The following is a 26984-nucleotide window of genomic DNA, read 5'->3' on the forward strand; positions in this document are numbered from 1 at the left end:
GGGCCGGGCCCGCCCCCCCCCCCCCGGGCCCCCCCCCGCCCCCCCGCGCCCGCGCCCCCCCCCCCCCCCCCCCCCACGACTCCGGCCTGGTCGAGCCGCGGGGGCGGGGCACCGGGTGCTGAGCCGGGGCAGGCCGGACTCCTGTCCGGTGCGTGGTCAACTCGGGTGTGCCGGAGGCTCCTTGGATGCGACGGGCCCGGCGGTCCGGTCGGCGCCGCGGCGCTCGGCCCGCGGCCGTCCCGTCAGCTGCTGGGGGTCGCCTCGGGTTCGGCGGCCGGCTCGGCCGCCGGGGCCCCCGCGGGCTCCGGCTCGGGCACCGGCTCTGGCTCCGGTTCGGGGTCCGGTTCCGGTGCCGGGGGCGCGCTGGGCGTCAGATGGCGCATGAGAGCCGCGTTGGTGTCCTGCACGGCGGGGTCGTCGAGGTCCGGGCCGAGCCGGGCGTCGAGATCGCGGGCGTGCAGGCGGACGGCGGCCTCCACCAGGGTGGCATAGGTGTCGGCGGCGGCGCGGGTGCGCTGCCGTCCGGTGGCGGCGAGTACGACGGCGGCGAGGAGGGCGGGCCACCACCAGGCGGCGAGCGGGAGGTAGAGCAGGGCCCAGGCGCTCAGCGCGGTGGCGCGGGTGAGACCCTGCCGCGCTGCCGTGATCTCGCCGCGGACGGTGTCGGGGAGGACCAGCCACAGGTGCGGCCACAGGGCGGCCAGGTCGAAGTGCTGGTCGCGGCCCAGGCGCAGCGCCGCGGCGTGCACGCGGTCGCCGCTCCAGGTGGGACGGTCGGGGGATTCGGGGGCGATCCGGGTCATCGCCGTCCAGGCGGTCCGGAGCGCGGTGGCCTCGTCCTCGGTGCGGGCCGGGGTGGTGCCGGTCAGACGGGCCATGGCGGCGCGGGCGCCGTCGGCGTTCCGTAGGCGGTGCCATTCCCTGGCGTGCCGCTTCCAGCGGCGGCGCCTGCTGTCGGTGGCCCGCTCGGCGAGGGCGCGGGCCGGCGCGGGCCAACTGCGCCAGTCCGCGGCCAGGTGGATCCGCTCGACGAGGGAACCGAGTGCCTGGGCGGCCAGGCCGATGCCGGCCGCGCCGCCCAGCACCGCCGCCAGCAGGACCGCCTGGCCGCCGCCCGTGCCTGCGGCGGGGGCGCCGGCCCAGCCGGTGATCCGGTCGGTGAGCCGCTGCAGGTCCAGCGCGTGGGCCTGTCCCAGGGCGCGGGCGACGGCCGCGACGGCCAGGTACAGGGCACCGGGCAGGACGAGCAGGGACAGCCACCGTTCGGCGAGCTTCTTGCCGAGTTCGGCCAGCAGACCCCCCACCGGCTACCGCCGCTCTCGGCGCAGGGCGTCCCCGCTGACCGTGCACCGCGGGACGGGAGCGGGGCCCTGCGGCCACCAGAAGCGTGCGCACCGCGCGTTCGGGCAGAGGTGGACCGGCTCGGCCGGGAGACCCCGGTCGACCCCCACGGCGTGGACGCCCCGGTCGCCGGCGGACCCGTGCTCGTCGAAGGCGTACAGGCCGCGCACGACCCCGATCGCCTCCAGCACGCTGTGGAGCGTGTCCACCCGGTCGGCCACGTCCTCGCCGGCCCGGGCGGCCTGGATCAGCTCCCGGAGGAGGTCGTCGCTCCCGAGCGGCCCGGCCCGCAGGCGCCCCCCGATCTCCTGCTCCCGTGCGCACACGATCGCCAGCCGCCGCGCCGTCTCCTGCGTGTCGGCCATGTGTCCGACCACCCCCCGCTCCCGACGGCGTCGCCGATCGAACCGGGCCGTCTGCCCGGGAGCGTATCGGATCAACTGCCTGTCAGCGCAAGGATCATCCCACTACCATCGCGCCGTGCGACCGATCGGGAGGCATGGTGCGTGAGGCACGACTGGCTGCGCTGTGGGCACGGCTGGAACGGACCAGGGAGAGCGGGGATCCGTCGTGGATCCTGGGCCCGGACGCCCTCCGCGACGCCCGGCGGCTCGCCGAGAGCCACGACGACGACGAGGTGCGGTACGCGCTCGGCTGGTTCCGCTGGAGCCGGTACCTGTACGGCCGTCGGCGCGGCCTGTCCCAGGACGTGCTGACGGCCGAGCTGACGGAGGCCGTCGAGGCGTTCACCCGCTGCTTCATGGTCGGTGCCGGTGATCCGCCCGAGCCGCTGCTGCCCGTCATCGCGGAGCGTGCGGCCCCGCAGGCCGTCGCGGCACTCCGGCGTGCGCAGGCCTCACCGGACCGGATCGCCTGCGGCGTCGCGGCGATGATGGTGCAGCGCGTCCTGGCGGCCACCCCCGCCGACAGCCGGGAACGGGCCGAACGGCTGGCGCTGGTCGCCGAGGTGGTGCGCGACTGGGGCGTGCGAGGCCTGCGGATCCTTGATCCGGACCTGCTTCTCGCATGCGTCCGGGAGGCCCTGGAGGCCGCTCCCCCCGACCATCCGGACCGCGTGGCGTGGCTGACCGATGCCGCGGGCCTGCTCCAGGCACGCGGGCAGCGGACCGAGTCGGCGGGCGACCTGGACGAAGCGGCCGAACTGGCCTGGGAGGCCGCGGTCGAGGCCGGTCCCGGCCACCCCGACGGCGCGGAGCCGCTGTGGCTGCTGGGGATCACCCTGGCGAGCAGGCACAACGTGACCGCGGTGGACGCAGACCTCGACAGAGCCATCACGTACCTGCGGATGGCCCTCGCCGCCACCCCCTCCGGCCACCCTCGGCACGCGATACGGCTCTCCCACCTCGGCACCGCGCTCCGGGCCCGGTATCACGCCAAGGGGGAGCCGGCCGACCTGGAACAGGCCATCGTGGTCGGCCGGCGGGCCGTGACGGTGGGCTCGGCCGAGGAGTTCGTCCAAGGAGACGCACTGGCCACGCTGGGCAACGCCCTGTGGGCCCGGCGCCTGCTCACCGGTTCGGCGGCCGACCGGGACGAGGCCATCGCCCTCGCACAGCGGGCGGCGGACACCGTGTCCGATCAGGAGCGTCCGGTCGTGCTGGCGAACCTGGGAGGCCGCCTGGCTCAGCGGTTCGACCGGACCGCGGCCCTGGCGGACGCGGATGCCGCGGTCGAGCAGCTGCGGCAGGCGGCGGACGCCACCCGGGCCCGCGGCGACTCGGTGTTCCTGGAGGCGGCGGCGAACCTCGGCACCGTGCTGCTGCGGCGGTTCGAGGCGACCGGGGCGCTGGCGGACCTGGACGATGCGGTCGCGACGTCGCGCGAGGTCGCCGCGGCCGCCACCAAGGACCCGCTCTACCTGTGGGGCGCCCTGAGCAACCTCGGATCCATGCTGATGCGGCGGTCGGAACGGACCGGCGAGGCGGCGGACCTCGACGAGGCGGTCGGCGTGACGCGCGCCGCCGCGGCCGCCGCCACCGAGCCGGACACCCGAAGGAATGCCCTGGCCAACCTCGGCAGCGCGCTGCAGGCCCGGTCCCACCTGAGCGGGTCCGTAGCGGACCTGAACGAGGCGATCACGGTGGCGCGCGACGTCGTGGCCACGGCCACCGACCCGGCCGATCTCGCGTCGGCGCGGTCCAGCCTCGCCAACGCGCTGGTCCTGAAGGCGGAGCGAGGGGGCACGCCGGAGGACCTGGACGAGGCCATCGCGCTCGGGCGGCAGGTGGCGGACACCGGGCCGGCCGACCACCACGAGCGGGCGAGCTGTCTGTCCAACCTCGGTGGTGCGCTGACCGGCCGGTTCCGGCGGACCGGGTCCCGGACGGACCTGACGGAGGCGATCTCCCACTACCTGGCCGCGGCGGAGGCGGCGGCCACCGCCTCGGCCGCGGTCCGGGCCTCCTACCGGGCGGCCCGCCTGCTGGCCGAGGCCGGCGACCACGGGCGGGCGGCACAGGCGGCGGAGAAGGCGGTGCTGCGACTGTCCGACGTGGCCCCGCGCCGCCTGGAGCGCGGCGATCAGCAGCACGCCGTCGGGCAGTTCGCCGGCCTGGCCGGCCGTGCCGCCGCGCTGGCGCTCGCCGCCCCCGGCGGCACGGATGCCGAGCGGGCCGCGCGGGCGCTGCGCCTGCTGGAGGCCGGCCGGGCGGTGCTGCTCGGCCAGACGCTGGAGACCCGCGGCGACCTCACCGAACTGCATGCCCTGCGGCCCGACCTGGCCGCCCGCTACGTCGAGCTGCGCGCACGGCTAGACACGCCGGCAAGCGCCGCCGCCGCGATCCGTCCCCTCGGCAGGACGGCCGACCAGGAGCACCCGGACGAACGACTGGTGCGAGGCCGACGCCTGGCGGCGGAGGCGTTCGCCGCCCTGCTGGGGGAGATCCGCGGCCTGGACGCCTTCACGGCCTTCGGCGTGCCGCCCACCGACGAGGAGCTCATCGCCGAGGCCGCCCACGGCCCCGTCGTGGTGTTCAACATCAGCGAGTACCGCAGCGACGCCCTGCTGATCACACCCGACGGCATCAGGAGCCTGGAGCTGCCGGGCCTCACCCCCCGTACGGTGACCGACCAGGTGAACCGCTTCCGCGACGCCCTGTACACGACGCGCGCGGACACAGGTGCGAACGGGGCGGAGCTGGAGGCGGCCCAGGAGGCCATGGTCGCCGTTCTCCAGTGGCTGTGGGACGCGGCGACCGGCCCGGTGCTGACCGCACTGAAGCTCCACGGCCGCCAGGACGTCTCGGACGACTGGCCGCGCGTGTGGTGGGTACCGGGCGGGCTGCTGGGCCTGCTGCCCCTGCACGCCTCCGGCTATCACGACGACCGGCCGGACAAGCCGCGCCGGCGGCGCACCGTCATGGACCGCGTCGTCTCGTCGTACACCCCGACGGTCCGCGCGCTGCGCCACTCCCGCGAGCGCGCCGCCCGCGCCACCGCCGGTAGGCCGGCCCGAAGCCTCGTGGTGGCCATGCCGACCACCCCCGGCCTACCGGGCCACGGCCGGCTGCACTACGTCGGGAAGGAGGTGGCGATGCTCCTCGGACGGCTGCCCGATCCGGTCCTGCTCCAGGAACCGGAGCCCGGGGGCGGCCGTGCGGTGCCGGCCTCCGCCTTGCCGACGCGGGACCACGTCCTCGCCCAGCTGCCGCACTGCGCGATCGCGCACTTCGCCTGCCACGGATACAGCGATGCGGCGGACCCGTCCCGGAGCCTCCTGCTGCTCCACGACTACGCGCGGGCTCCGCTGACCGTCGCCAGCCTCGCGTCGGTCGCGCTCGACGAGGCGCGGCTGGCCTTCCTGTCGGCCTGCCGCACCGCGGCCATCGACAACTCCGAGTTGCTCGACGAGGCCATCCACCTCACCTCGGCCTTCCAACTCGCCGGCTTCCCCCATGTGATCGGCACCCTGTGGGAGATCAACGACCAGGTGGCCGTCACCGTCGCCTCGCTGTTCTACACCGGGCTCGGAGCCGACCACGCGCCGCCGGACCCGGACCGGGCGGCCCGCGCGCTCCACCAGGCCGTCCGCCGGGTCCGCGACGGCCACGGGCTGCCGGCTCCGCTCAACTTCAACGGGGCGCCGCGGCTCTGGGCCGCCCATCTGCACGCGGGCGCCTGAGCGGATGGCGCGTTGACGGCCTGTCCGTCCCCCGGGGCGGGGCGGGGCGGGCCGCCGGCGGCCCGCGTGCGAACCCGGCCTGGTAGCGGGCCTTCAGGGCATCGGACTTCAGGCCCGCGGACCTCAGGGTCGGGGGCGGATGGCCATGCCCGGTCGCCGCCGGTGGACCGTCAGATAGACGACGCCTTCCGGGCCCGCCGACACACCGCGGGCCGCGCCGCGCGGCAGCAGGCGCAGCGCGCCCGCCTCCAGTGCGTGCGCGACGCCGCCGCAGCGCAGCGTGCCCTGCCCGGCGATTCCCAGCACCAGCACGTCCAGGTCCGGTTCGACGTGCTCGGCGACCGACGTGTCGGGCCGCAGCCGCACCAAGTTGGCGTCCAGTTGGCGCTCCGCGCCGGTCAGCCGCCACAGCGCCCCGGCCTCGTCGGCGGCCGCCTCGCGCAGCAGTTCGTCCAGGACCGCGCCCTCGCCGAGGGCCTGCTCATCCGTCATGTCGGACATCATCCCACTCGTCCCTCGCCGGTTCGTCGTTCGGAAGGAAGGGGGTGGGTCATTTGACTCCATAGTGAAAAGTTCTAGCCAGAAGAGATCCCGGGTGGGCCGATCGGCGACCTGCGGATCTCTTCTTTTTGTCCTGACAGTTCGGCATATGGCGGCAGCGTTACGCGCGTTGATCAGGCCAACGATCTGGGTTCGTGTTTTCACTGAACATTGACTTGGTTCGCATGCGGCCTGAATGATGACCGTTGTGACCAGCCGTCGAACCGGCACGAGGGGATCGCCGCGGGCGACGACCGGCGCAGGTCACCGGGGCCCCGCCGCAGCGGCGGCGCCGAGTTTCCCGCCATCCATGTGCCAGGGGGAGAACCACATGTCCATCCAGCGTGTCCTGACCCGCGCTCAGGCCGTCGCCGCCGCCGCGGCGCTCATCGGCGGCATCATCGCCGCCACGCCGGCCGTCGCGGCCGATTCCGCGCCGTCGGCTCCTTCGGCCGCTGAACTCGCGCGCATCGACAAGGGCGGCGCCGGCCAGGGCAAGTCCGCGGCGGCCGCCGCCCGGCTGACCGCCGCCGGCCCGCAGATCAGCCGCAGCCAGGCGATCCAGCGGGCGAGTTCCTGGGTCGGCAAGGGACTCGAATACAACTGGTACCGGACCTACCAGGGGTACCGGACCGACTGCTCGGGCTATGTGTCGATGGCCTGGAACCTCGGCACTCCCGGACTGACGACGCCCGACTTCGTTCCGAGCGGCGTCGCCTCCTGGATCAACAAGAGCCAGCTCAAGCCGGGCGACGCCCTGCTCAACGACGCGGCCGGAGCGTCCGGTCACATCGTTCTCTTCGGGGGCTGGACGGACTCCTCGCAGACCGCTTACAGCGGCTACGAGTTCACCGGCAGCGGTGTGCACCACCGCACGATCCCGTACCCGTACTTCCCGGGCTACGGGACGTTCAAGCCCGTCCGCAACAACAGCATCGTCGACGACGCGACCAACCCCGGCCCGGGTCCGGACAACGTGGGTGTGTTCCGTCCGTCGACGGGTGAGTTCCACCTGCGGTACGACGACGGCTCGCTCGCGAAGGTGAGCTGGGGTGAGGCCGGCGACCTTCCGGTGTCGGGGAACTTCGACGGTGCGGGTCCGGACAACATCGGCGTGTTCCGTCCGTCGACGGGTGAGTTCCACCTGCGGATGGACGACGGCTCGCTGACGAAGGTGAGCTGGGGCGAGGCCGGTGACCTCCCGGTGTCCGCGAACTGGGACGGCTCCGGTCCGGACAACGTCGGGATCTTCCGTCCGTCGACGGGTGAGTTCCACCTGCGGATGGACGACGGCTCGCTGACGAAGATCTCCTGGGGCCAGGCCGGCGACCTCCCGGTGTCCGCGAACTTCGACGGTGCGGGCCCGGACAACATCGGGATCTTCCGTCCGTCGACGGGTGAGTTCCACCTGCGGATGGACGACGGCTCGCTGACCAAGCTCGGCTGGGGCGAGAACGGCGACCTGCCCGTCTCCGCCAACTGGGACGCCCGCCGGTAGCCCGGTGCCGCCCCGGGGGCGCGGCGAGCGGTCGCGCCCCCGGGACGGCGTTCCCGACGCCCACGCATCGAACGTCGAACCGAGGCAGGACATCACCACGTGAACAGCACCGTGCGCCATCACCTCGCCGCCGTCGCCACCGCGGCGGCCCTGACCGGGGGTCTCCTCGCCGCCGCGCCGGCCGCCCTGGCGGACGACGCGAGCGACCTCTACGGGCCGTCCGCCCTCGCGGCGATCCCCGACTACTCCTGCGGTCAGGTCCTCCCGTCCGACCAGACCGTGGCCAACCAGCTCAACGGCGTCCTGACCGGAAAGCTGCGCGGCGCCATGAGCGCCTACCGGGTCTCCTGCGCCCGCGCGATCGTCAAGACGGTCAAGGCCCGCGGCCTGCCCGAGCGGGCCGCGGCGATCGCCCTGACCACGGCCATCGTCGAATCCGAGATCCGCAACAACCCGAATGTCGTCGACCACGACAGCGTCGGCCTCTTCCAGCAGCGGGCCTCCTGGGGCACCTTCAACCAGCGGATGGATCCGACCTGGACCACGAACGCCTTCCTCGACGTACTGCTCCAGCGCCCCAATTGGCAGACTCGGGACATCGGCGTCCTCTGCCAGGAGGTCCAGCGCTCCGGCTTCCCCGAGCGATACCCGGTCCAGGCCCCCGACGGCGTGCGCATCGCCGCCGCGCTCTTCGGCGGCAGTGCGGGCGCGGGTCCGGACAACATCGGCGTGTTCCGTCCGTCGACGGGTGAGTTCCACCTGCGGTACGACGACGGCTCGCTCGCGAAGGTGAGTTGGGGTGAGGCCGGCGATCTGCCGGTGTCGGGGAACTTCGACGGTGCGGGTCCGGACAACATCGGCGTGTTCCGTCCGTCGACGGGTGAGTTCCACCTGCGGATGGACGACGGCTCGCTGACGAAGGTGAGTTGGGGCGAGGCCGGTGACCTGCCCGTCTCCGCGAACTGGGACGGTGCGGGTCCGGACAACGTCGGGATCTTCCGTCCGTCGACGGGTGAGTTCCATCTGCGGATGGACGACGGCTCGCTGACGAAGATCTCCTGGGGTGAGGCCGGTGACCTGCCGGTGGCGGGGAACTGGGACGGCGGCGCGGCGGGCAACGTCGGGATCTTCCGTCCGTCGACGGGTGAGTTCCATCTGCGGATGGACGACGGCTCGCTGACGAAGATCTCCTGGGGTCAGGCCGGTGACCTCCCGGTGTCGGCGAACTTCGACGGTGCGGGCCCGGACAACATCGGGATCTTCCGCCCGTCCACGGGTGAGTTCCACCTGCGGATGGACGACGGCTCGCTGACGAAGGTGAGCTGGGGCGAGGCCGGTGACCTGCCCGTCTCCGCCAACTGGGACGGCCGGTCCAACTGACGCCGACCGGGCGGCGGTGGCGGCAGGGTCGGTGGTGGCGGTGGTGGTCACCCCGCGCCGCCGCCCCCGCCCGGCACGCCGCTGACCTTCGCGAGGCTCCGGGCGGCCGCCACCACGGCGGGCAGTTCGACGGCCGCCGCGACCCGCTCGAACCAGGCGATCTCGGCCTCCAGGTCCAACGCCCCCCGGACGTCGGGCCGGCCGCCGGACCCGGCCGGGACCTCCGCCCGTTCGGCCGCCGCGGCATAGCGCAGCAGGACCGCCTCGACGGCCGGCGCGAGCCCGCTGCCGCCGAGGCCCGCGGCGGCCAGCTCCGCTTCGGCGGCGGCCTGCCGGGCCGCGTCGAGGTGCCGCTCCAGCGTCAGCGCGCTGTCCCGGATCTCGATCACGTAGCGGTACAGCCGCAGCCGGGGGTTGTTGCGCCGCAGCTCCTCCGGCAGCGGCAGCGCCACCCCGGGCGTCGCCGACTGCAGCAGCCGCCAGAGCGGGGCGATCCGGTCGGCCTGCCGGACGGCGAGCCGCTTCTGCCGGTGTTCGGCCAGTGAGGGCCAGGCCACCGAGAGCGCGAACAGCACCAGGCCGAGCGCGAGCAGGACCTGGCTGGTGCCCGCGACCGCCGCCGGTGCCAGCTCCTCGTGACCGAGCCGGCGGGCGGTCAGGTAGTAGAGCCGGTGCGCCAGATAGGCCGTCGCCAGCACGGTCGACACCCGCATCAGCCGGAGCGAGGTCCGCATCGGCCCGGGTGCGGCGTGCTTGCCGTGCACCCACCAGAGGCGGGCGGCGGCCAGCACACCGATCCCGATGTCGGCGGTCAGCACCATCCAGTAGAGGTAGGCCGTGAAGGAGCCCTGTGCGTAGGTCAGCAGGTCGACCTCGCCGTCCGGGCGCGGCATCGCGGCGAACAGCGCGGCGAGCGCGGCGGAGGCGACCGCCAGGCCGGCCAGGTTCAGCCGTGACATCCGCCCGCGGGCCCGCCCGGTGATCTCCCGGACGAACTCCAGCGCGGTCGCCGTCGCCGCCAGGCCGGCCAGGTGCACCAGCAGGTTGGTGACGCTGGCGACGCCCAGGGCCGCGTCCACCACCCGGCGGACCACCGGCGCCCCCAGGGTCATCGACACCGCCCAGCAGGCCCACATCGTCCGCAGCACCCGGGCGCGCCGGGGAGCGTTGCGCAGCCCGCGCAGGCTCCACAGGGTCAGGAACCACACCGGCGGCAGCACCGCCAGGTCAAACGGCCGCATCCGGCCCCCTCCACTCGTAGGCACCGGCGAAGGTGCAGTGCACCAGGGCGAGCGTTTCGGCGGACTCCCGGGAGGCTCCCGGCAGCGCGGCCGGGAGGGCGTCGAAGTGCTGCCACAGCAGGGAGGCCAGCAGTTCCGCCTCCTCCTCCTGGTCCGTGGTCGCCCGGGTGCGGTCCCGCGCCAGCAGGCGGGCGGCCATCGCCGGGTCCAGGTCGGGGAAGAGCTGCCGCAGCCCCGCCTGGTCCGGCGGGCCGTCCTGCCGGTGGTCCAGCAGCATGTGCGCCAGCTCGTGCAGCACGATGTGGGCCTGGTGGACGGGGCTGGTCACCGCCGAGTAGTAGACGTGGTCGGCGCCGCCGAGCGCCATCCACACCCCGCAGATGCCCGACCCGCCGCCGGGGTCGGCCGGGGGCAGCGGGATCAGCCGCATCGGCCGGCCGCGCCGCGCGGCCACCGCGTCGGCCAGCCGCCCGATCGTGAAGGGGCCGGGGACGTCCAGCTCGCCGATCAGCCCGTCGCACCGCTTCTTGAAAGGACGCCACTCCGCTTCCCGCATGCGCTCACCCCTCGGGCACGGCTCCTCGTCCGCGCGGTCCCCGCACCACGCGCGCCCGCCCGTGCGCCCCGACGGAGTCTAGACGAACGATCCGCCGCCGGGCCGGAGGTCCGTGGACGAACCGTCCTCTCCGGCCTGTGCTTCCAGCAGTCCGCTGCGCTCCACCAGCGAGCGCACGGCGTCCACCCCGTGCGCCGACATGGTCGCCACCGCGGCGGCCCGCAGCGCGACCGAGCGGACGTCGTTGGCCCGCATCGCGGCGATCAGCGAGAGCTGCGCCGCGACCCGCTCCGCCACCTCGTCGTCGATGAAGTAGGCCTGCGGGACGCCGAAGAAGTCGCCGAGCGCGCGCAGGGTGCCGACGGTGGGGTTGGCGGCCCTGCCCTTGACCAGCATCCACAGCCGCCCGACGGAGAGTTTGGGCTCGCCCGGCCGGGCGGCGTCGCGGATCCCGTCCACGACCTCCTGGAGGGTGTACCGCCGGCCGAGCGGCTGCACGTGGGCGAACAGGAACTCGATCCGCCGCCCGAGCCGCTCCGCCTCGGGATCGCCCGGCCGGTCCTCCTCGGCCCGCGCCGCGTCCCCGTCGTCCCGCCCGCTCACACCCATGACCCCTCCGCCCACCGGATCCGCCCAGTATTCCAGGTCCGCCGGGCCGGCCCCGTCCGCGCACGGACGGGGCCGGCCGGCCGCCTACCGCCCGGCCAGGGTGACGGGCAGTCCGGCCTCGATGCGCTGCAACAGGCGGCCCCCGTGGACGCCGGGGGTATCGAAGCCGCGCAGCTCGTCGGGGTCGTTCTCGTCCTCGGCGCGCAGGACCTCGGGCACCAGCACGCCCTCGGGGGCGACCGGCGCCTGCGGATCGGGCGCGAGGTACGGGGGCGCGAGCACCGGGCCGTGCAGGGTGCCGCCGATGAGGTCCGGGCTGAACTCGGAGGACAGGACGGTGACCTGGGCGCGCAGGTCGCCGTTGATCATCACCAGCTTGTCGGTCAGGTGGCCGACGAAGGCGCCGACCCGGACGTCCCCGCGGACCAGGAGCTTGGCGTCGCCCTCCAGGTAGACGGCGGCGGCCCGGAGGTCGCCGAGGACGATCAGCGCGGGGCAGCCGTCGTCGGTGTTGAGGATCGCGCCGTCGACGGTGAGGTCGCCGTCGACGATGTAGCCGGTGCCGTCCGGCTCGGCGGCGTCGAGGTCGAGGTGCCCCTCGACCGACAGGTCGCCGGCGTGGACGTCGTACTCCTCCTCGTAGAGGTTCTCGTAGGAGTCCTCGGGCAGGCCGCGGCGCTCGAAGAGAGCCACGGCGTCGTCCCAACTGCGCAGTGTGGTTGTGATGTTCACGGACGCACTGTCCCACGCGCCACTGTCAGCCGCCCCGCCGGCGGCGCTCCGGCGCGGGCGGCCGAGCGTCGGGCTGCCGGGTGATCGGGCGATCGGGCGGGCCGGCCGTGCCCGAACGGCCGCGCCCTGCCCGAACGGCCCGGCCTTGCCCGGAAGGCCCTTCCGTTCCGGCGGGCCCATCTGAGAGCATCGTCCGCTATCCGGCGAGCACGGGCCGGTGATCGGTGCACCCGGGGCCCGGGGGGAGGAAGCGGGATGCTGGACCACGGCGTGCTCCGCCGCCGCGGCGACGCCCATCGGCCGGCGGCCTGGGTGCGGACACGGCTGCGTGCGGCGCGGGCGGCCGCCCTGCTCACGGCCGTGCTCACGCTGGCCGCCGTCTTCACCGCGGCCGCCCTGCCCAGGGCCGCCGACCGGGGCGCGGACAGCGCGGTGGCCAGGTTCGTCCTCGATCGCGGCGTCAAGGCCACCAGCCTCCACCTCACCGCCCGTCCGCGGCCCGGCGCCCGGGCCGCCGACCTCGACGCGCTGCGCGAGCGGCTCGTGGCGCGGATCGGCGCCGACCTCCCGCTCACCCGGGACGGCGAGCACCACGGCACCCGCGCCCTGAGCGGCCGTCCGATGCTCGGCGACGGGTACGACCGGCCCGGCGGGATCGCCCCGCAGCTGCACCTGACGTACCTGCAGAACCTCGCCGGGCACGCGACCCTGACCGAGGGCACCTGGCCGGGCCCGGCGCAGCCGGGGGAGCCGCTGCCGATCGTGGTCAGCGGGCGGGCCGCCGAGACCGTCCGGCTCAAGGTCGGTGACATCGTCGACGGCGGTCCCGCCGACCGGGGCGCCGGCGAGGCGGCGGCCCCGGCCCGGGTCCGGATCGTCGGCCTCTACCGCGCCGACGACCCCCGCGAGCGCTTCTGGCGGGACCTGCCCTGCCCCGACCGCGCCTGCCTGAAGACCCTCGACGGCGGCGGCGTGCGCTGGGAGACCGGCGGCTTCGTCGGCGGCGACGGCCTCGCCGGGCTGCTCGCCTGGGGCGGTGGCGGCGAGGACTTCTGGCGGCTGCCCCTCGACCCGTACGCCCTGCGCGCCGACCGGCTCGCCGAACTCCGCTCCGGCGTCGGCTCGTACCTGGCCGGCCCCGGCACCGTCGGGGCCGCCGAGGCGGCCGACCGCCGCGAACTCGGCGTCACCACCCTGCTGCCCGAGGTGCTCGCCGACGCCACCGCCCGCCACCGGGCCACCGTTCCGCTGGCGGCGATCGGCCCGGCCGGGGTCGCGGGCGTCATCGCCGTGGTGCTCGGCCTGGCCGCCGCCCTCGCCGCCGACCGGCGCGCCGCCGAACTCCGGCTGCTCAGGGCCCGCGGCGGCTCGCGCACCGGCCTCCTGCTGCGTCTGCTCGGCGAGAACGCGGTCACCGTCCTGCCGGCCGCCGCCGTCGGCACCGCGCTCGCGCTGCTCCTGCTGCCCGCCCCGCGCTGGACGGCGGCCGCCCTCGCGGCTGGCGCCACCACGCTGTTCGCGCTGCTGGCCTTCCCGGTGCGCGCGGCCGTGCTGCCGGCCCGGCCCCGGCCCGCCGCGCGGACCCGGCGCCGGCTCGTCGGCGAGCTCCTGGTGCTCACCGTCACGGCCGCGGCCGTGGCCGAGGTCCGCCGCCGGGGCGCGGCCCCGCCCGGCGCCGGACCGGACCCGCTGCTCGTCGCCGCACCGCTGCTGGTCGCGCTCACCGGCGGCCTGCTGCTGGCCCGCGTCCAGCCGCGGCTGGTCGGCCGACTCGCCGCCACCGCCCGGCGCGGACGCGGCCTGATCGGCTTCCTCGGCCTCGCCCGGACCGCCCGCGACGCCTCCGGCCACCCCCGGCCGGCCGTGCTGCCGACGCTCGCCCTGCTGATCGCCGTCACCACCGCCGGCTTCGGGGCCACCGTGCTCGACGCCGTCGACGACGCCCGGCTGCGCGCGGCCCGCACCGCGATCGGCGGCGACGCCGCCGTCCTGGTCCCGCTCGACGCGCCCCTGCCCGAACCGTTCCTCGCGGCCGCCGCCGCCCTGCCCGGCGTCCGCGCCTCCAGCCCCGTCCGGATCGAGCGGCAGACCTACGTCCTCGGCACCGGCCCGCTCGCCGTCCAGGCCACCGCGGTGGTGGTCGAGCCGCGGGCCTACGCCGAGATCGCCCGGACCGTCGGCGCCGGCCCCTTCGACCCCGCCGCGCTGGCCGCGCTGCCCGGCGGTCCCGACGCCCCCGTACCCGCCCTGGTCAGCCCCGGCCTCGCCGAGCGGCTCCCGGCCGGCCCGCAGCGGCTGCGCACCCCCGGCGGCGAACTGCTCGCCACCGTGGCCGGCACCGTCGCCGCCACCCCCGCGCTGCCCGAGGCGATCCGCGAGTTCGTCGTCCTGCCGGTCGGCCCCGCCTCGGCGCGGCTGCCGGAACTCGCCCGCGCCGACAACTGGTTCGCCGTCGGCGACATCGACGGGGACCGGCTGCGCCCGCTCTTCCTGCACAGCGGCCTCGCCGACGCGACGGGCCTGGCCGAACTCCTCCGCGAGGAGGCCCGGGAGGTCAGCAGGGAACCGGACGGCATCCCCGACGGCTACCAGGTCCGCACCAGCCGCGAGGTGGACGCCGGGCTGGCGGCCGACCCGCTCCAGCAGTCCACCGCGCGGCTGTTCCGGTCCGCGGCCGCCGCCGGCACCGGATTCGCCCTGCTCGCCGTCCTGCTGACCGTGCTGAGGGCCTCACCCGACCGCGCGGCGCTGCTCGCCCGGCTGCGCACCATGGGCCTGCGCCCCCGCCAGGGCCTGGCGCTGATCGTCGCGGAGACCGTCCCGCAGACCCTGGCCGCGGTGGCCGGCGGCGCCGCGGTCGCGACGGCGGCCGTCGTCCTGCTCGGGCCGGCGTTCGACCTGTCCCTGCTGGTCGGGGCGGCGGTGGACGACGCACTGGGCCCGCGCGCGCTGCCGGTGCTGGCCCCCACCGCCGGGCTGGCGCTGCTCGTCTGCGCCGCGGTGGTGCTGGAGGCGCTGGTGTCCGGCCGGCGCCAGATCGCCGCCGAACTGCGCGCGGGCGACCGCCGCTGAGCCCGGGCCGGTGGGGGAGCGGGTACCACCCGCGTGGCGCAGCCCGGCGCGCTACGGTGCGGGCACCGAACACGACGTACACGAGGGGGACATGACGGTGGAGGTCACCAACAGCATCGCGGGCACGGTCCACATCACGGGACGGGTGGTCCAGGGCGCCCAGCTGTCGTTCGGCACCGGCCTCGGCGAGGCCGCCGAGGCCGCGATCGAGGCCGGGCCGGCCACCGGGGGAGCCCCGGTGACGCTGGCCCGCGGGGAGTACGCGGCCGTGCCGGCGCTGCTCGACCACCTGGAGGGCAGCGGCTCCGAGGCCGTGCGGGCCCTGGGGGAGCGCCTGGCGGGGCGCTGACGGACCGGCCCCGGCCGCCTTCGGGCGTCCGGGGCCGTCGCGTTGTCGGCGGGTCAGTGGACGATCGTGCCGCAGACGGACGCGGGCAGGCTCTGGAATCCGTGGCTGCGGACGGTGGCCTGGCCCTGCTGGCAGATCCACCCGGTGGGGCCGAATATGGCGCGCAGGGCGGTGCCGTGGGTGTCCTGCGCGGTCCACTCGGCCGGGCGCACGACGGAGGACAGCATCCGACCGAACGGCGTCGCCGTGAAGCCGGGGTTGATGGTGTGGGTGGCGGTGACCGGGAGGACCCCATTGATCGCGCGCGGGGTCAGGACGCCGGGTTCGTCACCGGGGGTGGTGTGGCTGCCGTACACCTGGCCGATGTAGCGGCCGACGGAGTACGGCACCAGGGCGTCGGGGTCCTGGAGGATCGGGTCGGTGCCCTCGTTCTCGCGGGACACCACGCTGACGCAGGAGTGGTCGAAGCCGAGGTCCTGGACCGCCTGGGCGTAGCCGATCTTCTCCAGGAAGAAGATCGTGGCGTCGAGTCCGGTGCCGTGCACGCCGTAGTAGTCCACCGTGAGCTGGCCGCTGACGACCGGCCGGATGACGGTGTTGGGGAGCGACGGGCTGATCTGGCTCCACCGGGTGATCTGGCAGGAGTAGATCGCGGTCAGCTGGGCGGTGGTCAGGGTTGCCGGCGCGTTGCCGGCGGCCGGTGCGGCCCAGCTGACGGCGTCCTTGGCCAGCGCGACGAAGGTCAGCGGGAGGTTGGTGGCCCAGTCGACCGGGTCGGTGGGCTTCGGCGGGCGGGTGGCGCGGGCGAAGTCGAGCGTGTCCTTGGTGGTCCCGGTCAGGGCGTGGAGGCCGGCGTCCGTGCTCCACGGCCGGGAGATGGCCGTCGCCCCGTACTTGGTGAAGACCGGGTTCGGTCCGGTGGAGTTGAAGCTGTAGAGCCGGGGCGAGGTGGTGTTCCCGGTGAGGAAGGCGTTGTACTCGGTGGAGAGCTGGGTGTACAGGCTCTCGGTCGCCTCCGCGCCGACGCCGACGATGTCCTGGGCGTTGGGGAGGGTGATCGGGTCGGCGGGGGCGGGGGCGGTGGCGGTGAGCACCAGCGCGCCGGCGAGGGCGAGGGCCGAGGCGGCCCGGGCGACGAAGCGGAGCATGGACAGACCTGCTCTCCGGAAGGGGTGTCGGGCGGAGTCCCGGCGGTATCCTCGGCCTCCCGTCGGGCGGCCGGAAGTGCCCTTCCGCCGGTGGTCCGACCGGCCCTGCCGTCGCGCCGCAGGTCATCCCCGCCCGGCCGCCAGGTCGGCCCCCGGCCGTACTTCCGCAGGACGTCCAGCGGCCTCCTGCCGGCCACCGCGCGAGGGGTCCTGGGGGTGGCCGGTGGAAGAACAGTCGGCGCCCGCTCGGGGGGGGCGGGGCCGCGCGACCTGCGGCGTGCGGCCGCCCCGGGGCCGGGCCGAGGAGGTGCGGGGTTCCGGGGGCCGGGTCGGGCCGTCAAGGATGCCGTCGGGTCCACGAACGACGAACGACGAACGACGACGAACGACAACTCCCCGTGGAGAGAAGGTCTGTCCATGCTCCGTCTCGCCGCCCGGGCCGCCTCGGCCCTCGCCCTCGCCGGCGCGCTGGTGCTCAACGCCGGAACCCCGGCCCTCGCCGACCCGCCCGTCCCCGCCGCGACCGACATCGTCGGCGCCGGATCCCCGGTGACCCAGTCGCTCTACAACCAGTTCTCCGCCGACTACAACGCCTCCCTGGCCGCTGCCGGCAACACCACCTCGCCCCGGCTCTACAGCTGGGACGGCACCGGGAACGCGTACATCACCCCGAAGACCGGCGCGGAGTCGATCGTGCGCCCGCCGCACACCCTCTGGGGCCTCTTCCAGCTCGCCGCCACCACCAGCCGCACCCTCGACTTCGCCCGCACGAACCGGGGGCCGCAGACCGGCGACCGGGAGGACGCCCTGTTCGTCGCCCTGGCCAAGGACGCCGTGACCTGGGCCGCCCCGGCCGGCGGGCACGCCCCCGCCAACCTGAGCGCGTGGATGCTGAAGCAGATCTACACCTGCGCCTACACCAACTGGCAGCAGATCGACCCCGCCCTGCCGAACGCCACCATCCACCCGGTGCTGCCCTCCGCCCGGGGCGACCTCGCGGACACCGCGCTCGCCTTCTTCCGGGGGCTGTCCTACACGCTCGGCTCCTACACCTCGTTCGGTGACTGCGTCACGGTCACCGGGGCCGAGAACCAGGGCACCTCGGCCGTGCTGCAGGACCCGGACGCGATCGTCCCCTACTCGGTCGGCCGCTACGTCGGCCAGGTGTACGGCGGCCACACCACCCCCGGCGACGGGCCCGGCGCCCTGACGCTCCGCTCACTGGAGGGGATCGCCCCGCTGTCCCCCCAGGACACCGGCGCCACCATCTCCCGGAGCCTGGCCTTGACGGAGTTCGGCTACGTGCTCACCACCGCCGTGCGGCGCGGTGACTGGGACGCCGGGGACGCCCACGCCACCGCGCTGCGGTCGATCTTCGGTATCAGGGGGTGGACCTGTTCGCCGACCGGCCTCGCGGTCGTCCGGAGCCACGGCTTCCTGGTCCTCCCCATGGGGGCCTGCGGCGTGACCCTCCACATCTGACCGGCGCGCGCCGAGGCCCCGGTCGTCCGGCGGCGGTGAGACCGTCGGACGACCGGGGCACCGGCGCGGACGGACGGTCAGGCCGCGACGAACTCGACGAGGTCCTTGGTGAACGCGGCCTCGTAGGCGCCGACCAGGCCGTGCGGCGCGCCCGGGTAGACCTTCAGGGTCCCCTGGGGGAGCAGCTCGACGGCCTTCCGCGCGGAGGCGGCGATCGGGACGATCTGGTCGTCGTCACCGTGGGCGACCAGGACCGGGATGTCGATCTTCTTGAGGTCCTCGGTGAAGTCGGTCTCCGAGAACGCCTCGATGCAGTCCAGGGCGCCCTTCAGGCCGGCCTGCATGCCCTGCAGCCAGAACTCCCGGCGCTTGCCCTCGGAGACCTCCGCGCCCGGGCGGTTGAAGCCGTAGAAGGCCTCGCTCAGGTCGTAGTAGAACTGCGAGCGGTCGGCGGCGACACCCGCGCGGATGCCGTCGAAGGCCGACAGCGGGGTGCCCTCGGGGTTGGCGTCGGTGCGCAGCATCAGCGGCGGGACGGCGCCCAGCAGCACGGCCTTGCGCACCCGGGCGCTGCCGTGCCGGCCCAGGTAGCGGGCGACCTCGCCGCCGCCGGTGGAGTGGCCGACCAGCACCGCGTCGGTCAGGTCCAGCTGGTCCATCAGCTCGGCCAGGTCGTCGGCGTACTGGTCCATGTGGTTGCCGTCCCACGTCTGGGTGGAACGGCCGTGGCCGCGCCGGTCGTGGGCGATGACCCGGAAGCCGGCGGAGGCGAGCGCCACGGCCTGGCCCTCCCACGCGTCGGCGTTCAGCGGCCAGCCGTGCGACAGGACGACGGGCCGTCCGCTGCCCCAGTCCTTGTAGAACTTCTGGGAACCGTCGGAAAGGGTGATGAAGGGCATGACGGCCTTTCGGTCGTGCTCGTCGAGCAGGGGGAGTGATCGGCCGGCGCGGGATTCGGGCGTCCCGGCGGGCCGGTTCCCAGCATGACCGGCCGGCTGCCCGCCGGCACCCTCTCGCGGCCTCCTGTGCACCGTCAGTCAAGGGCCGTGCGGTCCGGGACAGGGGCCCTGCCCCGACCGGGCGGGTGCGAAGCCCGGGACGGGTTCCTAGGCTGGGGGCATGGGCGACTTCGACACGTTCGCGGCCCTGCTGGACTACCCGGTGTACGTGGTCACCGCGCCCGGGCCGCCGCCGGCGGGGTGCCTGGTCGGCTTCGCGGGCCAGTGCTCGATCGATCCCGTGCGGTTCGTGGTGTGGATCTCCAAGGCCGACCGCACCCACGCCGCGGCCCTCGCGGCCGACGCGCTGGGCGTCCACCTGCTGCCGTACGGGCACGGGCTGGCGGCGCTGTTCGGCGGTCGCAGCGGCGACGCCACCGACAAGTTCGCGGGCGTCGAGTGGTACCACGGGCCGTTCGGGGTGCCGGTGCTCGCGGAGGCGCCCGCGTGGTTCGTCGGCCGGGTGCTGGACTGCGCCGACTGGGGCGACCACACCGGTCTGCTGCTGGCCCCGGTGGCCGTCGAGGCCCCGCCCGCCGGCGCCGCCGCGGTGCTGTCCTACCGCGACGTCGACGGCATCGGGGCCGGCCACCCCGCCTGAGCGGGGGCGGTGCCGGCCGCCCCGGGCGGATCGCGGCCCGATGGCCGACCGCCGGCCGTGCGGTGGTCGGCCGCGCCGGACGGCCTGTCGGTGGCCCGGCCTAGGCTTCGGCCATGAGCATGATCGGGCGGTACCTCCGGCTCAGCGCCGGGGAGTTGGAGCGGGCGGAGCGGGAGCCGGAGTGGGCCCTGGGGTTCGTCGAGGAGCTGGACGAGGCGGACGGCGGCGAGCGCGCGGGCGCTTGGGCGCGGCTGCACGAGACCGGGAAGGCATGGCAGGCGCTCGACTTCCTGCTCCGCCGCCACGGGTTCCCGGTCGACCTCGTGCACGGCGAGGAGGAGCTGCCGGGGGCGGAGGACTGGGGCTACGGTCCGCCGTCGCGGATCGCCCCGGACCGGGTGCGGCTGGCCTCCGAGGCGCTCGCCGCGCTCGACCCGGGGCGGCTGACGGAAGGGGTCGCGGCGGTGGACCTCGCCGAGGCGAAGGTCTACCCGCAGGGCCTGTGGGCGGACGAGGACGCGCTGCACCTGGTGACGGCCGAGTACCGCGCCCTGGCGGACTTCCTGCGGGCGGTCGCGACCCGCCGGCACGGGGTGCTGGTCTGGATCGAGTGAGGGGCGGAGGGTACCGGGAGGCCGGCCGGCGGTGGGCGGCGGGTCGAGTGGCATCTCGGTACATTGAGGACATAACGGACACCTGTGAGCGGTTCCGGGCTCCGCGTGTGTCCAGGCAGAGAAGGCCGAGCGGCCTTCGGAAAGGGTCCCCATGCAGCGTGCCCTCAGCCCCGCCGTCCTCGCCGAGCTGCGCCGGCCGCGGCGGTATCCGGCGGTGTCCATCCTGATGCCCACGCACCGCCGGGAGCCGGACAGCGCGCAGGACCCGGTCCGGCTGCGCAACCTGCTGGCCGAGGCCAAGGAGCGGGTCCAGGCCGACCCCGAGGTCTCCCGCGCGGACCGGATCGACGTGCTGGAGCAGCTCGACCGGGCCCTCACCGAGGTCGACCTGGTGCACGCCGAGGACGGCCTGGCGATCCTCGCCGCCCCCGGGGAGCACCAGGTCTGGTCGCTCGGGCGCACCGCACCCGCCAGGGTGGTGCTGTCGGACACCTTCCTCACCCGCAACCTGGTCGCCGCCCAGGCCGCCGAGCGCCCCTACTGGGTGCTCGCGGTCGCCGCCGACCGGGTGGTGCTGTGGGACGGCGGCGAGGAGCGGGTGACCGAGGACCGCGGCCGCGGCTTCCCGCTGGTCCGGGTCTTCGACAACCCCGACCCCGAGCGGCAGGAGCGCATCGGCGACACGCCCAGCACCTTCCGCGACGAGGAGACCAAGACCTTCCTGCGGCAGGCCGACACCGAGGTCGGCAAGCTGCTCGCCGCCGACCGCCGCCCGCTCTACGTGACCGGTGAGGCCGCCGCGCTCGCCCTGCTGGACGCCGTCGGCCCGATCGCCAAGGAGGCCACCGAGCAGCTCCCGCACGGCGGCCTCGCCCAGGCGGACGCCGAGACGGTCCGCAAGGTGGTCGAGCCCGCCGTGCGCGCGCACGCCGAGCGCGAGACCACCGAGGCCCTCGCCCAGCTCGACGCGGCCCGCGGCCGCCAGACCTTCGCCGCCGGCCTGGACGAGGTCTGGCGGGCCGCCGGCGACGGCCGGCTCGGCCGGCTGGTGGTCGAGGAGAACTTCCGCACCACCGTCCGGGACGACGGCGAGCACCTGGTGCCGGCCGCGGCCGAGGAGTCCGGCGCGCGCGAGGACATCGTCGACGAGGTCGTCGAGCGCACCCTCGACACCGGCGGCCTGGTCAGCTTCGTCCCCGACGGCACCCTGTCCGACGCCGGCCGGATCGCCGCCGTCCTGCGGTACTGACGCACCCGGCGGCGATCACCGCCGACGGCCGGTCGTTCGCGTCACCCCGCGGAGGGCGGGCCCGCGGGCCGGTGATCGGCGGGGTGCCGCACGTCCTGGACGCCGCTCTCGTACGTGACCCAGTCGGTGCGCGCGGCGACGGTGTCGTAGAGGCTCTGGGCCTGATGGTTGTCCTCGGCGGTGACCCATTGCACGAAGGACCGTCCCTCGGTGGCGGCGAGTGCCCTCAACTGCTGGATGAGCGCCCGTCCGACGCCCCGCCCGCGGGCCGCGGGATCGGTGAACAGGTCGTCGAGGAAGAGGCCCGTCGTCCCGGTGTACGGGGAGGGGACGGGGCGGTGGTGCGCGAATCCGACGACGGCTCCGTCGACCTCCGCGACGAGGGCGTCGCACGGGTGCCCGGGATCCGTCAGCCAGGCCCAGGCACGGGAGACGACCTCCTCGGACTCCTGCAGCCGGTAGAACGCGCGGTACTGACGGAACAGCACGCGCCAGCGGGCTTCGTCCGCTGCGGCGAGGGGGCGGACGACGGGGGCGTTCGATGTCATGTGGTCCTCTTTCGGTGGGTCGGGCGACGTCGGCCCGGGCGGCTTCCGGCGAGGGCGGGGCGCGCCGGGTGCGGGGGGCCTCAGCGTCCCGGCTCCCCGCCGGGAACCCGGACGGCGGACAGGGAGCGCCGCTGCCGGCCCTCCGGGTCGAAGTTGTCGGGGGAGAGCCACTCCCGCAGCGCCGTGCCGACGTGCGGCCACTCGGAGTCGACGACGGAGTACCAGGCGGTGTCACGGCTGCGGCCCTTGTAGACCACGGCCCGGCGGAAGATCCCCTCGAAGGTGAAGCCCAGGCGCAGGGCCGCCCTGCGCGAGGGTGCGTTGAGGCTGTCGCACTTCCACTCGTAGCGGCGGTAGCCGAGTCCGTCGAACGCGTAGGACATGAGCAGGAACTGGGCCTCCGTGGACACCGGAGTCCGCTTCAGCAGCGGTGAGAAGGCCACGCTGCCGACCTCGACGACGCCGTTGGACGGATCCTGGCGCATCAGGGCGAGGGTGCCCACGGCCCTGCCGGTGCGCAGGTCGACGACCGCGAACGACAGGGGGTCGTCCACCCGCGTCGCCGCCGTCACGTAGGTGCGGTACTCGGCCGGGCCGTCGAAGGGGCCGGCCGTCAGGTACGTCCAGTCGCTGCCGTCCGCCGCGAGGGCGAAGGCGGCGTACAGGTCGGCGGCGTGGCGGTCGGCGTCCAGGGGCTCGACCCGGCAGAAGCGGCCTTCGAGGGTGACCCGGGCGGGTGCGGGACGCGCCGTCCAGCCGGGCAGCGGGGGGCCGACGGGTTGGCCGTAGGCGTTGGGACGTGCGGACATGCTCTTCTCCTGGTGTGTTCCGGTCCTTCCAGGCTAGGCACCGCGTGGACCCTCGATAAGGTCCACGGTACGGTCATTCCATGGAGCCACGACGGGACGCACGTACCGGCAGGACCGGCGCATGAACGGGGGCGGGGCGGTGCCGGCCGACAGCGGAGCCCTCGGACCCCAGCTCGACTTCCTGCTCCAGGAGCCGCTGTCCCGGGCGCGCGGCGGGGACTCCCTGCAGAAGCAGCTCCTGCACCGCCTCCGGGCCGCCGTCCTCGACGGCCGGCTCCCGGCGGGCAGCCGCCTGCCGGGCTCGCGCGCCCTGGCCGAGGGCCTCGGGGTATCACGCAACACCGTGACGCTCGTGTACGACGTGCTGGGCACGGAGGGATACATCGAGCCCAGCAGACAGGGCACCCGCGTCGCCGCGCTGGACCGCCCGGGGCCGGACGACCGCGCGCACCCGGCCCCGGCCACCCTGGCGCGGCGTGCCGAGCGGATCCGCAACCGCGACCCGGGGGGCACCGACTCCTTCACCTTCGCGTCGGGCGTCCCCGCCCTGGCCCGGTTCCCGCTGGCGGCCTGGCGGCGCTCCCTGGACCGGGTGCTCCGGCAGGGCGGGACGGAGCTGCTGGGCTACGGCCCGCCGCGAGGCGAACCGGCGCTGCGGACGGCCGTCCTGCGCCACCTCGCGCTCGCCCGCGGCATGCGCTGCACCCCGGAACAGGTCGTCATCACCGAAGGGGCGCAGGAGGCGTTCGCGCTGTGCGTCCGGCTGGTCACCGACCCGGGGGACACCGCCTGGGTCGAGGACCCGGGCTACCGCGGCGCGCAGACCGCGCTGGCGGGCGGCGACCTGGCCGTCGTCCCCGTCCCGGTCGACGCCGAGGGCCTGCGGACCTCCGCGTCCGACTGGGCGGAGCGCCCGCCCCGCCTCGTGTGCACCACCCCCGCGCACCAGTACCCGACGGGCGCCGTCCTCACCGCGTCCAGACGCCTCGACCTGATCGACAAGTGCCGCCTGCACGGCGCCTGGATCATCGAGGACGACTACGACGGCGAGTTCCGCCACAGCGGGGAACCCCTCGCCTGCATGCAGGGCCTGACCCCCGGCGCGCCCGTGTTCTACGTCGGCACCTTCAGCAAGACCCTGTTCCCCTCCCTGCGCCTGGGGTTCCTCGTCCTGCCCGAGCCGCTGGTCGACCGGGCGGCACCGGTCGTGGACGAGCTGTTGCGCGGCGGCCACCGCCACGAACAACTCGCCCTCGCGCACTTCATGGAGAGCGGCCAGTACGGCAGACACCTGGCCCGCATGCGCCGCCTCTACCGCCGCCGACGCGACGCGCTCCGGGCGGCACTGGCCGAACACTTCGAGGTGCCCCACACCGTGACCGGCGGGGACAGCGGGATGCACCTGACCGTGCGACTGCCGCCGGATGTCCCCGACGGGCCCCTGGCCGCCGCCGCCCGCCGCCACCGGATGGCCCCCCGGCCCCTGTCCCAGCACTTCCTGCTGCCCGGCGCCGCCCACAACGGGCTCGTCCTGGGCTACGGCAACACCCCCGAGTCGGCCTTCGCACCCGGCCTGCGCCGGCTCGCGCAGCTGAGCAGGGACCGGCCCTAGCGGACGGCGATGCCGACCAGACAGGTGTCGTCGTCCGTGTCGGCGTTGCTGTAGCGCAGGAGGTGGTCCAGGTGCTCCTCCAGCCCGTCCGCGCCGTCGGCCGCCGCGCTGCGGGCCTGTTCGGCGAGCGCCATCAGACCGGTCAGCGACGCCTGGAAGGACTCGTCGCGGCGCTCGATCAGCCCGTCGGTGTACATCACGAGCTCGTCGCCCGGCTCCAGCACCAGCTCGCCCTCCGTGTACTCGGCCTGGTCGACCGCGCCGAGCAGGATGCCGCCCAGCTGCGGGAGCGTGGTCGCGCGCCTGCCGCGCAGCAGCACCGGCGGCGGATGGCCCGCCCGCGCCCAGCGCAGCCGGCGCGCGCCGGGCCGGTAGAGACCGCAGACGGCGGTGGCGGTGACGTTGTCGGTCAGGTGGTGGGTGACGCTGTTCAGCCAGCCCAGCAGCTGCGCCGGCCCGGCGCCGGTGGCGGCCAGGCCGCGCAGCGCGTTGCGCAGGGCGACCATCCCGGTCGCGGCCTCGATGCCGTGGCCGGCGACGTCGCCCACGCACAGCAGCACGTCCCCGGAGGGCAGCGGCAGGGCGTCGTACCAGTCGCCGCCGACCAGGTGGCCCTTCTCGGCCGGCCGGTAGCGCACCCCGACCCGCAGGTCCGGCAGGTCCAGCGGGCCGCGCGCGGGCGGCATGATCGCGTGCTGCAGCTGGAGGGCGAGGCGGCTGCGCTCGGCGGCCTGCTGCTCGCTCTGGGCGAGCTGGTCACGGGTGGCGGCGAGCGCGACCTCGGTCCAGTGCTGGGCGGAGATGTCCTGGTAGGCGCCGCGCACGGTGCGCAGCCCGCTGCCGGGCTCGTGCACCGGCTCCGCGACGACCCGGATGTGCCGGGTGACGCCGTCCGGGCGCTGCAGCCGGAAGGCCGTGGACGCCGGGCGGTGGTGGTGCAGCAGGGTGCGCAGGAAGCGGCCGAGGGCGTGCCGGTCGTCCGGGTGGGCGTGCTCGGGGAGCTGGTCGAGGGCGATCGGCGGGGCGGTGGGCGGCAGCCCGTGCAGCTCGAACAGGGTGTCGTTCCAGACGATCCGGCGGGTGCGCAGGTCCTCCTCGAAGCCGCCGATCCGGCCGAGCCGCTGGGCGTGCTGGAGCAGCCGGGCCACCCGCGGGGTGCCGTCGTCGAGGCGCCAGACCACCGCCAGGTGGCTGCCGTGGCGGCTGATGCTCACCTGCGCCCGGGTGACCAGCGGCACCCCGTCGACCAGGGCGGCGAGCCGAAGGTCCGGGGTGCGGAACGGCTCGCCGGTGGCGAAGACGTGCTCGGCCTTCTCGGCCAGCCCGCCCGGCTCGGCCGCCAGCGGGTAGGCCTCCAGCAGCCGGGCCCCGGCGATCGCGCCGGTGGGCCGGCCGGCGAAGTCGACGAAGGCCGGGTTGACGTGCCGGATCACGAACGGCGGCGGCACGTCGTCGCCGTCGGGCGCCACCCGCAGGACCATGCACGGGTCGAGCAGGCCGTCGGTGAGCTGCCGCAGCTCCTCGAACCGGGTGTCGGCGGCCTCCGGCGTGTGCGGCCCCCGCCCGCCCCCGGACTCCAGGGTGGCGGCGGCCACCTCGGCGAGCGCCTCGAACTGCCGCTGGAGCGGCTGGGACAGCTCCGGCAGCTCCTCGTGCCAGCAGAGCTCCAGGGCCCCGATCAGCCGCCCGCCCTTGCCCGCCGGGACGGCCAGCCGGCCGCCGCGGATCTCGTGCTGGCCGACCGAGGGCAGCGAGGCCTCGGCGAGGGTCGGATAGCCGACCGCCGCCCGCTCGTCGAGGGCGCGGCGGGCCGGGGTCGGCACGCCCGGCGGGACGTGGCGCCAGCGGCGGGCCTCCTCGTCGTGGAAGCCGGCGCTCCCGGCCAGGGACAGCGAGAGGTCCGGGTGGGCCGCCCAGACCGCGACGGCCGCCACGCCGAGCGGGCGCAGCGCGTGGTCCAGCATGGCCCGGGCGGCCGCCGCGGCGTCCCCGCCCGCCAGGGCGTCCGCCTCGGTGCTCCGCAGCCGGACCGCCACCGGTTCGGCGGCGCCCTCCGGGGGCACCGCCGCCTCTTCGACGAACGCGCGGGCGAGCGCCGAGATCTGGTCCGCGGCGGCCTGGTTGACCAGGTCGGCGGCCAGCGCCAGGGTCGACACCCCGGCCTGCTCGGCGAGGCCCTCCAGCTGACCGGCCGCCTCGGTGGGGCCGCAGCGCAGCCGTTCGACCAGCACGCCGACGCCCATCTCCACCACGGCGCGGCCCGCCGAGTGGGCCTGGGCCCGCTCCAGTTCCAGCCGCAGCCGCTCCACGGTGCCGGCCAGCCGCCCGACCGCCGTCGCGTCCGCGACCGCCGAGGCTCCGCCCGCGGCGGGACCGGGCCGCGGGCCGACCCGCGGCGCGCCCTCGGACGGCGCGGGAAGGCCCGTGGCCGGGGGGTCCTGCGGCTGCTGCACGGTGGTGACTC

Annotated in this window: 22 protein-coding genes; 10 read left to right on the forward strand and 12 right to left on the reverse strand. The window is 75.5% G+C overall.

Features of this window, described 5'->3' with window-relative positions; all coding sequences use genetic code 11:
• Positions 1-242: 242 nt before the first annotated feature.
• Both ACFC0B_RS39835 and ACFC0B_RS39840 read right to left on the reverse strand, forming a co-directional pair.
• The gene (locus ACFC0B_RS39835; protein WP_376098041.1) at positions 243-1304 is read right to left on the reverse strand and encodes a hypothetical protein; all 1062 of its coding nucleotides are present in this window, start codon (positions 1302-1304) and stop codon (positions 243-245) included.
• A gap of 3 nt (positions 1305-1307) precedes the next feature.
• On the reverse strand, positions 1308-1706 hold the full coding sequence (locus ACFC0B_RS39840; protein WP_376098044.1) for a hypothetical protein: 399 nt from the start codon (positions 1704-1706) through the stop codon (positions 1308-1310).
• A gap of 137 nt (positions 1707-1843) precedes the next feature.
• Between ACFC0B_RS39840 and ACFC0B_RS39845 the strand changes: the two genes are divergently transcribed.
• Positions 1844-5482, forward strand: a complete 3639-nt coding sequence (locus tag ACFC0B_RS39845; RefSeq protein ID WP_376098047.1) for a CHAT domain-containing protein — start codon at positions 1844-1846, stop codon at positions 5480-5482.
• A 123-nt stretch (positions 5483-5605) separates the two neighbouring features.
• Here the strand turns inward: ACFC0B_RS39845 and ACFC0B_RS39850 are convergent, their stop codons facing one another.
• Positions 5606-5974: a hypothetical protein gene (locus tag ACFC0B_RS39850; protein ID WP_376098050.1), complete on the reverse strand. Its 369-nt coding sequence runs from the start codon at positions 5972-5974 to the stop codon at positions 5606-5608.
• 379 nt (positions 5975-6353) lie between these two features.
• Between ACFC0B_RS39850 and ACFC0B_RS39855 the strand changes: the two genes are divergently transcribed.
• Entirely contained in the window at positions 6354-7520 is a 1167-nt protein-coding gene (locus ACFC0B_RS39855) for a hypothetical protein (protein WP_376098053.1), read from the forward strand.
• A 99-nt stretch (positions 7521-7619) separates the two neighbouring features.
• Positions 7620-8900 carry a hypothetical protein gene (locus ACFC0B_RS39860; protein ID WP_376098056.1) on the forward strand — a complete coding sequence of 427 codons (1281 nt, stop codon included), beginning with the start codon at positions 7620-7622 and terminating at the stop codon, positions 8898-8900.
• A 47-nt stretch (positions 8901-8947) separates the two neighbouring features.
• Here ACFC0B_RS39860 and ACFC0B_RS39865 read toward each other — a convergent pair whose 3' ends face one another.
• The 4 genes from ACFC0B_RS39865 to ACFC0B_RS39880 all read right to left on the reverse strand — a co-directional run bounded on the left by ACFC0B_RS39865 (position 8948) and on the right by ACFC0B_RS39880 (position 12038).
• Entirely contained in the window at positions 8948-10141 is a 1194-nt protein-coding gene (locus tag ACFC0B_RS39865) for an MAB_1171c family putative transporter (RefSeq protein ID WP_376098059.1), read from the reverse strand.
• Complete coding sequence (locus ACFC0B_RS39870; protein WP_376098062.1) at positions 10128-10697, reverse strand: hypothetical protein; 570 nt, start codon at positions 10695-10697, stop codon at positions 10128-10130. The genes ACFC0B_RS39865 and ACFC0B_RS39870 overlap by 14 nt, the downstream gene beginning before the upstream one ends.
• A gap of 78 nt (positions 10698-10775) precedes the next feature.
• Positions 10776-11306, reverse strand: a complete 531-nt coding sequence (locus ACFC0B_RS39875) for a hypothetical protein (RefSeq protein ID WP_376098065.1) — start codon at positions 11304-11306, stop codon at positions 10776-10778.
• Between the two features lie 84 nt (positions 11307-11390).
• Positions 11391-12038, reverse strand: coding sequence for a hypothetical protein (locus ACFC0B_RS39880; RefSeq protein ID WP_376098068.1), 648 nt, complete (start codon positions 12036-12038; stop codon positions 11391-11393).
• Between the two features lie 255 nt (positions 12039-12293).
• Here ACFC0B_RS39880 and ACFC0B_RS39885 point away from each other — a divergent pair, with 255 nt between their 5' ends.
• Entirely contained in the window at positions 12294-15110 is a 2817-nt protein-coding gene (locus ACFC0B_RS39885; protein WP_376098071.1) for a hypothetical protein, read from the forward strand.
• Positions 15111-15201: 91 nt separating this feature from the next.
• Entirely contained in the window at positions 15202-15459 is a 258-nt protein-coding gene (locus ACFC0B_RS39890; protein ID WP_376098074.1) for a hypothetical protein, read from the forward strand.
• Positions 15460-15512: 53 nt separating this feature from the next.
• On the opposite strand, the gene ACFC0B_RS39895 is transcribed toward ACFC0B_RS39890, so the two are convergent.
• Complete coding sequence (locus ACFC0B_RS39895) at positions 15513-16607, reverse strand: substrate-binding domain-containing protein (protein ID WP_376098077.1); 1095 nt, start codon at positions 16605-16607, stop codon at positions 15513-15515.
• A 417-nt stretch (positions 16608-17024) separates the two neighbouring features.
• On the opposite strand from ACFC0B_RS39895, the gene ACFC0B_RS39900 reads away from it, so the two are divergent.
• On the forward strand, positions 17025-18089 hold the full coding sequence (locus ACFC0B_RS39900) for a hypothetical protein (RefSeq protein WP_376098080.1): 1065 nt from the start codon (positions 17025-17027) through the stop codon (positions 18087-18089).
• Between the two features lie 77 nt (positions 18090-18166).
• Here ACFC0B_RS39900 and ACFC0B_RS39905 read toward each other — a convergent pair whose 3' ends face one another.
• Positions 18167-18988, reverse strand: coding sequence for an alpha/beta fold hydrolase (locus tag ACFC0B_RS39905; RefSeq protein ID WP_376098083.1), 822 nt, complete (start codon positions 18986-18988; stop codon positions 18167-18169).
• 220 nt (positions 18989-19208) lie between these two features.
• Between ACFC0B_RS39905 and ACFC0B_RS39910 the strand changes: the two genes are divergently transcribed.
• The 3 genes from ACFC0B_RS39910 (at position 19209) to ACFC0B_RS39920 (ending at position 21551) form a co-directional block, all read left to right on the forward strand.
• Positions 19209-19688, forward strand: coding sequence for a flavin reductase family protein (locus ACFC0B_RS39910; protein WP_376098086.1), 480 nt, complete (start codon positions 19209-19211; stop codon positions 19686-19688).
• Between the two features lie 113 nt (positions 19689-19801).
• The gene (locus ACFC0B_RS39915) at positions 19802-20302 is read left to right on the forward strand and encodes a YfbM family protein (protein ID WP_376098089.1); all 501 of its coding nucleotides are present in this window, start codon (positions 19802-19804) and stop codon (positions 20300-20302) included.
• 151 nt (positions 20303-20453) lie between these two features.
• Positions 20454-21551, forward strand: coding sequence for a chemotaxis protein (locus tag ACFC0B_RS39920; protein ID WP_376098092.1), 1098 nt, complete (start codon positions 20454-20456; stop codon positions 21549-21551).
• A 41-nt stretch (positions 21552-21592) separates the two neighbouring features.
• Here the strand turns inward: ACFC0B_RS39920 and ACFC0B_RS39925 are convergent, their stop codons facing one another.
• Both ACFC0B_RS39925 and ACFC0B_RS39930 read right to left on the reverse strand, forming a co-directional pair.
• A complete protein-coding gene (locus ACFC0B_RS39925; RefSeq protein WP_376098095.1) occupies positions 21593-22099 on the reverse strand; it encodes a GNAT family N-acetyltransferase in 507 nt (168 codons plus the stop codon).
• 80 nt (positions 22100-22179) lie between these two features.
• Complete coding sequence (locus tag ACFC0B_RS39930; RefSeq protein WP_376098098.1) at positions 22180-22908, reverse strand: GNAT family N-acetyltransferase; 729 nt, start codon at positions 22906-22908, stop codon at positions 22180-22182.
• Between the two features lie 121 nt (positions 22909-23029).
• Between ACFC0B_RS39930 and ACFC0B_RS39935 the strand changes: the two genes are divergently transcribed.
• Positions 23030-24520, forward strand: coding sequence for a PLP-dependent aminotransferase family protein (locus tag ACFC0B_RS39935; protein WP_376098101.1), 1491 nt, complete (start codon positions 23030-23032; stop codon positions 24518-24520).
• Here ACFC0B_RS39935 and ACFC0B_RS39940 read toward each other — a convergent pair.
• Positions 24517-26973: a SpoIIE family protein phosphatase gene (locus ACFC0B_RS39940; RefSeq protein WP_376098104.1), complete on the reverse strand. Its 2457-nt coding sequence runs from the start codon at positions 26971-26973 to the stop codon at positions 24517-24519. The two genes, ACFC0B_RS39935 and ACFC0B_RS39940, sit on opposite strands and share 4 nt — an antisense overlap.
• Positions 26974-26984 lie beyond the last annotated feature (11 nt).

This window comes from Kitasatospora sp. NPDC056184, from assembly GCF_042268405.1.
Classification (GTDB): Bacteria; Actinomycetota; Actinomycetes; order Streptomycetales; family Streptomycetaceae; genus Kitasatospora.

Coding starts and splice junctions, on each gene's coding strand:
- ACFC0B_RS39840 (WP_376098044.1), bottom strand. CDS start 1,706: ATGGCCGACACGCAGGAGACGGCGCGGCGGCTGGCGATCGTGTGCGCA.
- ACFC0B_RS39850 (WP_376098050.1), bottom strand. CDS start 5,974: ATGACGGATGAGCAGGCCCTCGGCGAGGGCGCGGTCCTGGACGAACTG.
- ACFC0B_RS39855 (WP_376098053.1), top strand. CDS start 6,354: ATGTCCATCCAGCGTGTCCTGACCCGCGCTCAGGCCGTCGCCGCCGCC.
- ACFC0B_RS39865 (WP_376098059.1), bottom strand. CDS start 10,141: ATGCGGCCGTTTGACCTGGCGGTGCTGCCGCCGGTGTGGTTCCTGACC.
- ACFC0B_RS39870 (WP_376098062.1), bottom strand. CDS start 10,697: ATGCGGGAAGCGGAGTGGCGTCCTTTCAAGAAGCGGTGCGACGGGCTG.
- ACFC0B_RS39875 (WP_376098065.1), bottom strand. CDS start 11,306: ATGGGTGTGAGCGGGCGGGACGACGGGGACGCGGCGCGGGCCGAGGAG.
- ACFC0B_RS39885 (WP_376098071.1), top strand. CDS start 12,294: ATGCTGGACCACGGCGTGCTCCGCCGCCGCGGCGACGCCCATCGGCCG.
- ACFC0B_RS39890 (WP_376098074.1), top strand. CDS start 15,202: ATGACGGTGGAGGTCACCAACAGCATCGCGGGCACGGTCCACATCACG.
- ACFC0B_RS39895 (WP_376098077.1), bottom strand. CDS start 16,607: ATGCTCCGCTTCGTCGCCCGGGCCGCCTCGGCCCTCGCCCTCGCCGGC.
- ACFC0B_RS39900 (WP_376098080.1), top strand. CDS start 17,025: ATGCTCCGTCTCGCCGCCCGGGCCGCCTCGGCCCTCGCCCTCGCCGGC.
- ACFC0B_RS39905 (WP_376098083.1), bottom strand. CDS start 18,988: ATGCCCTTCATCACCCTTTCCGACGGTTCCCAGAAGTTCTACAAGGAC.
- ACFC0B_RS39910 (WP_376098086.1), top strand. CDS start 19,209: ATGGGCGACTTCGACACGTTCGCGGCCCTGCTGGACTACCCGGTGTAC.
- ACFC0B_RS39915 (WP_376098089.1), top strand. CDS start 19,802: ATGAGCATGATCGGGCGGTACCTCCGGCTCAGCGCCGGGGAGTTGGAG.
- ACFC0B_RS39920 (WP_376098092.1), top strand. CDS start 20,454: ATGCAGCGTGCCCTCAGCCCCGCCGTCCTCGCCGAGCTGCGCCGGCCG.
- ACFC0B_RS39925 (WP_376098095.1), bottom strand. CDS start 22,099: ATGACATCGAACGCCCCCGTCGTCCGCCCCCTCGCCGCAGCGGACGAA.
- ACFC0B_RS39930 (WP_376098098.1), bottom strand. CDS start 22,908: ATGTCCGCACGTCCCAACGCCTACGGCCAACCCGTCGGCCCCCCGCTG.
- ACFC0B_RS39935 (WP_376098101.1), top strand. CDS start 23,030: ATGAACGGGGGCGGGGCGGTGCCGGCCGACAGCGGAGCCCTCGGACCC.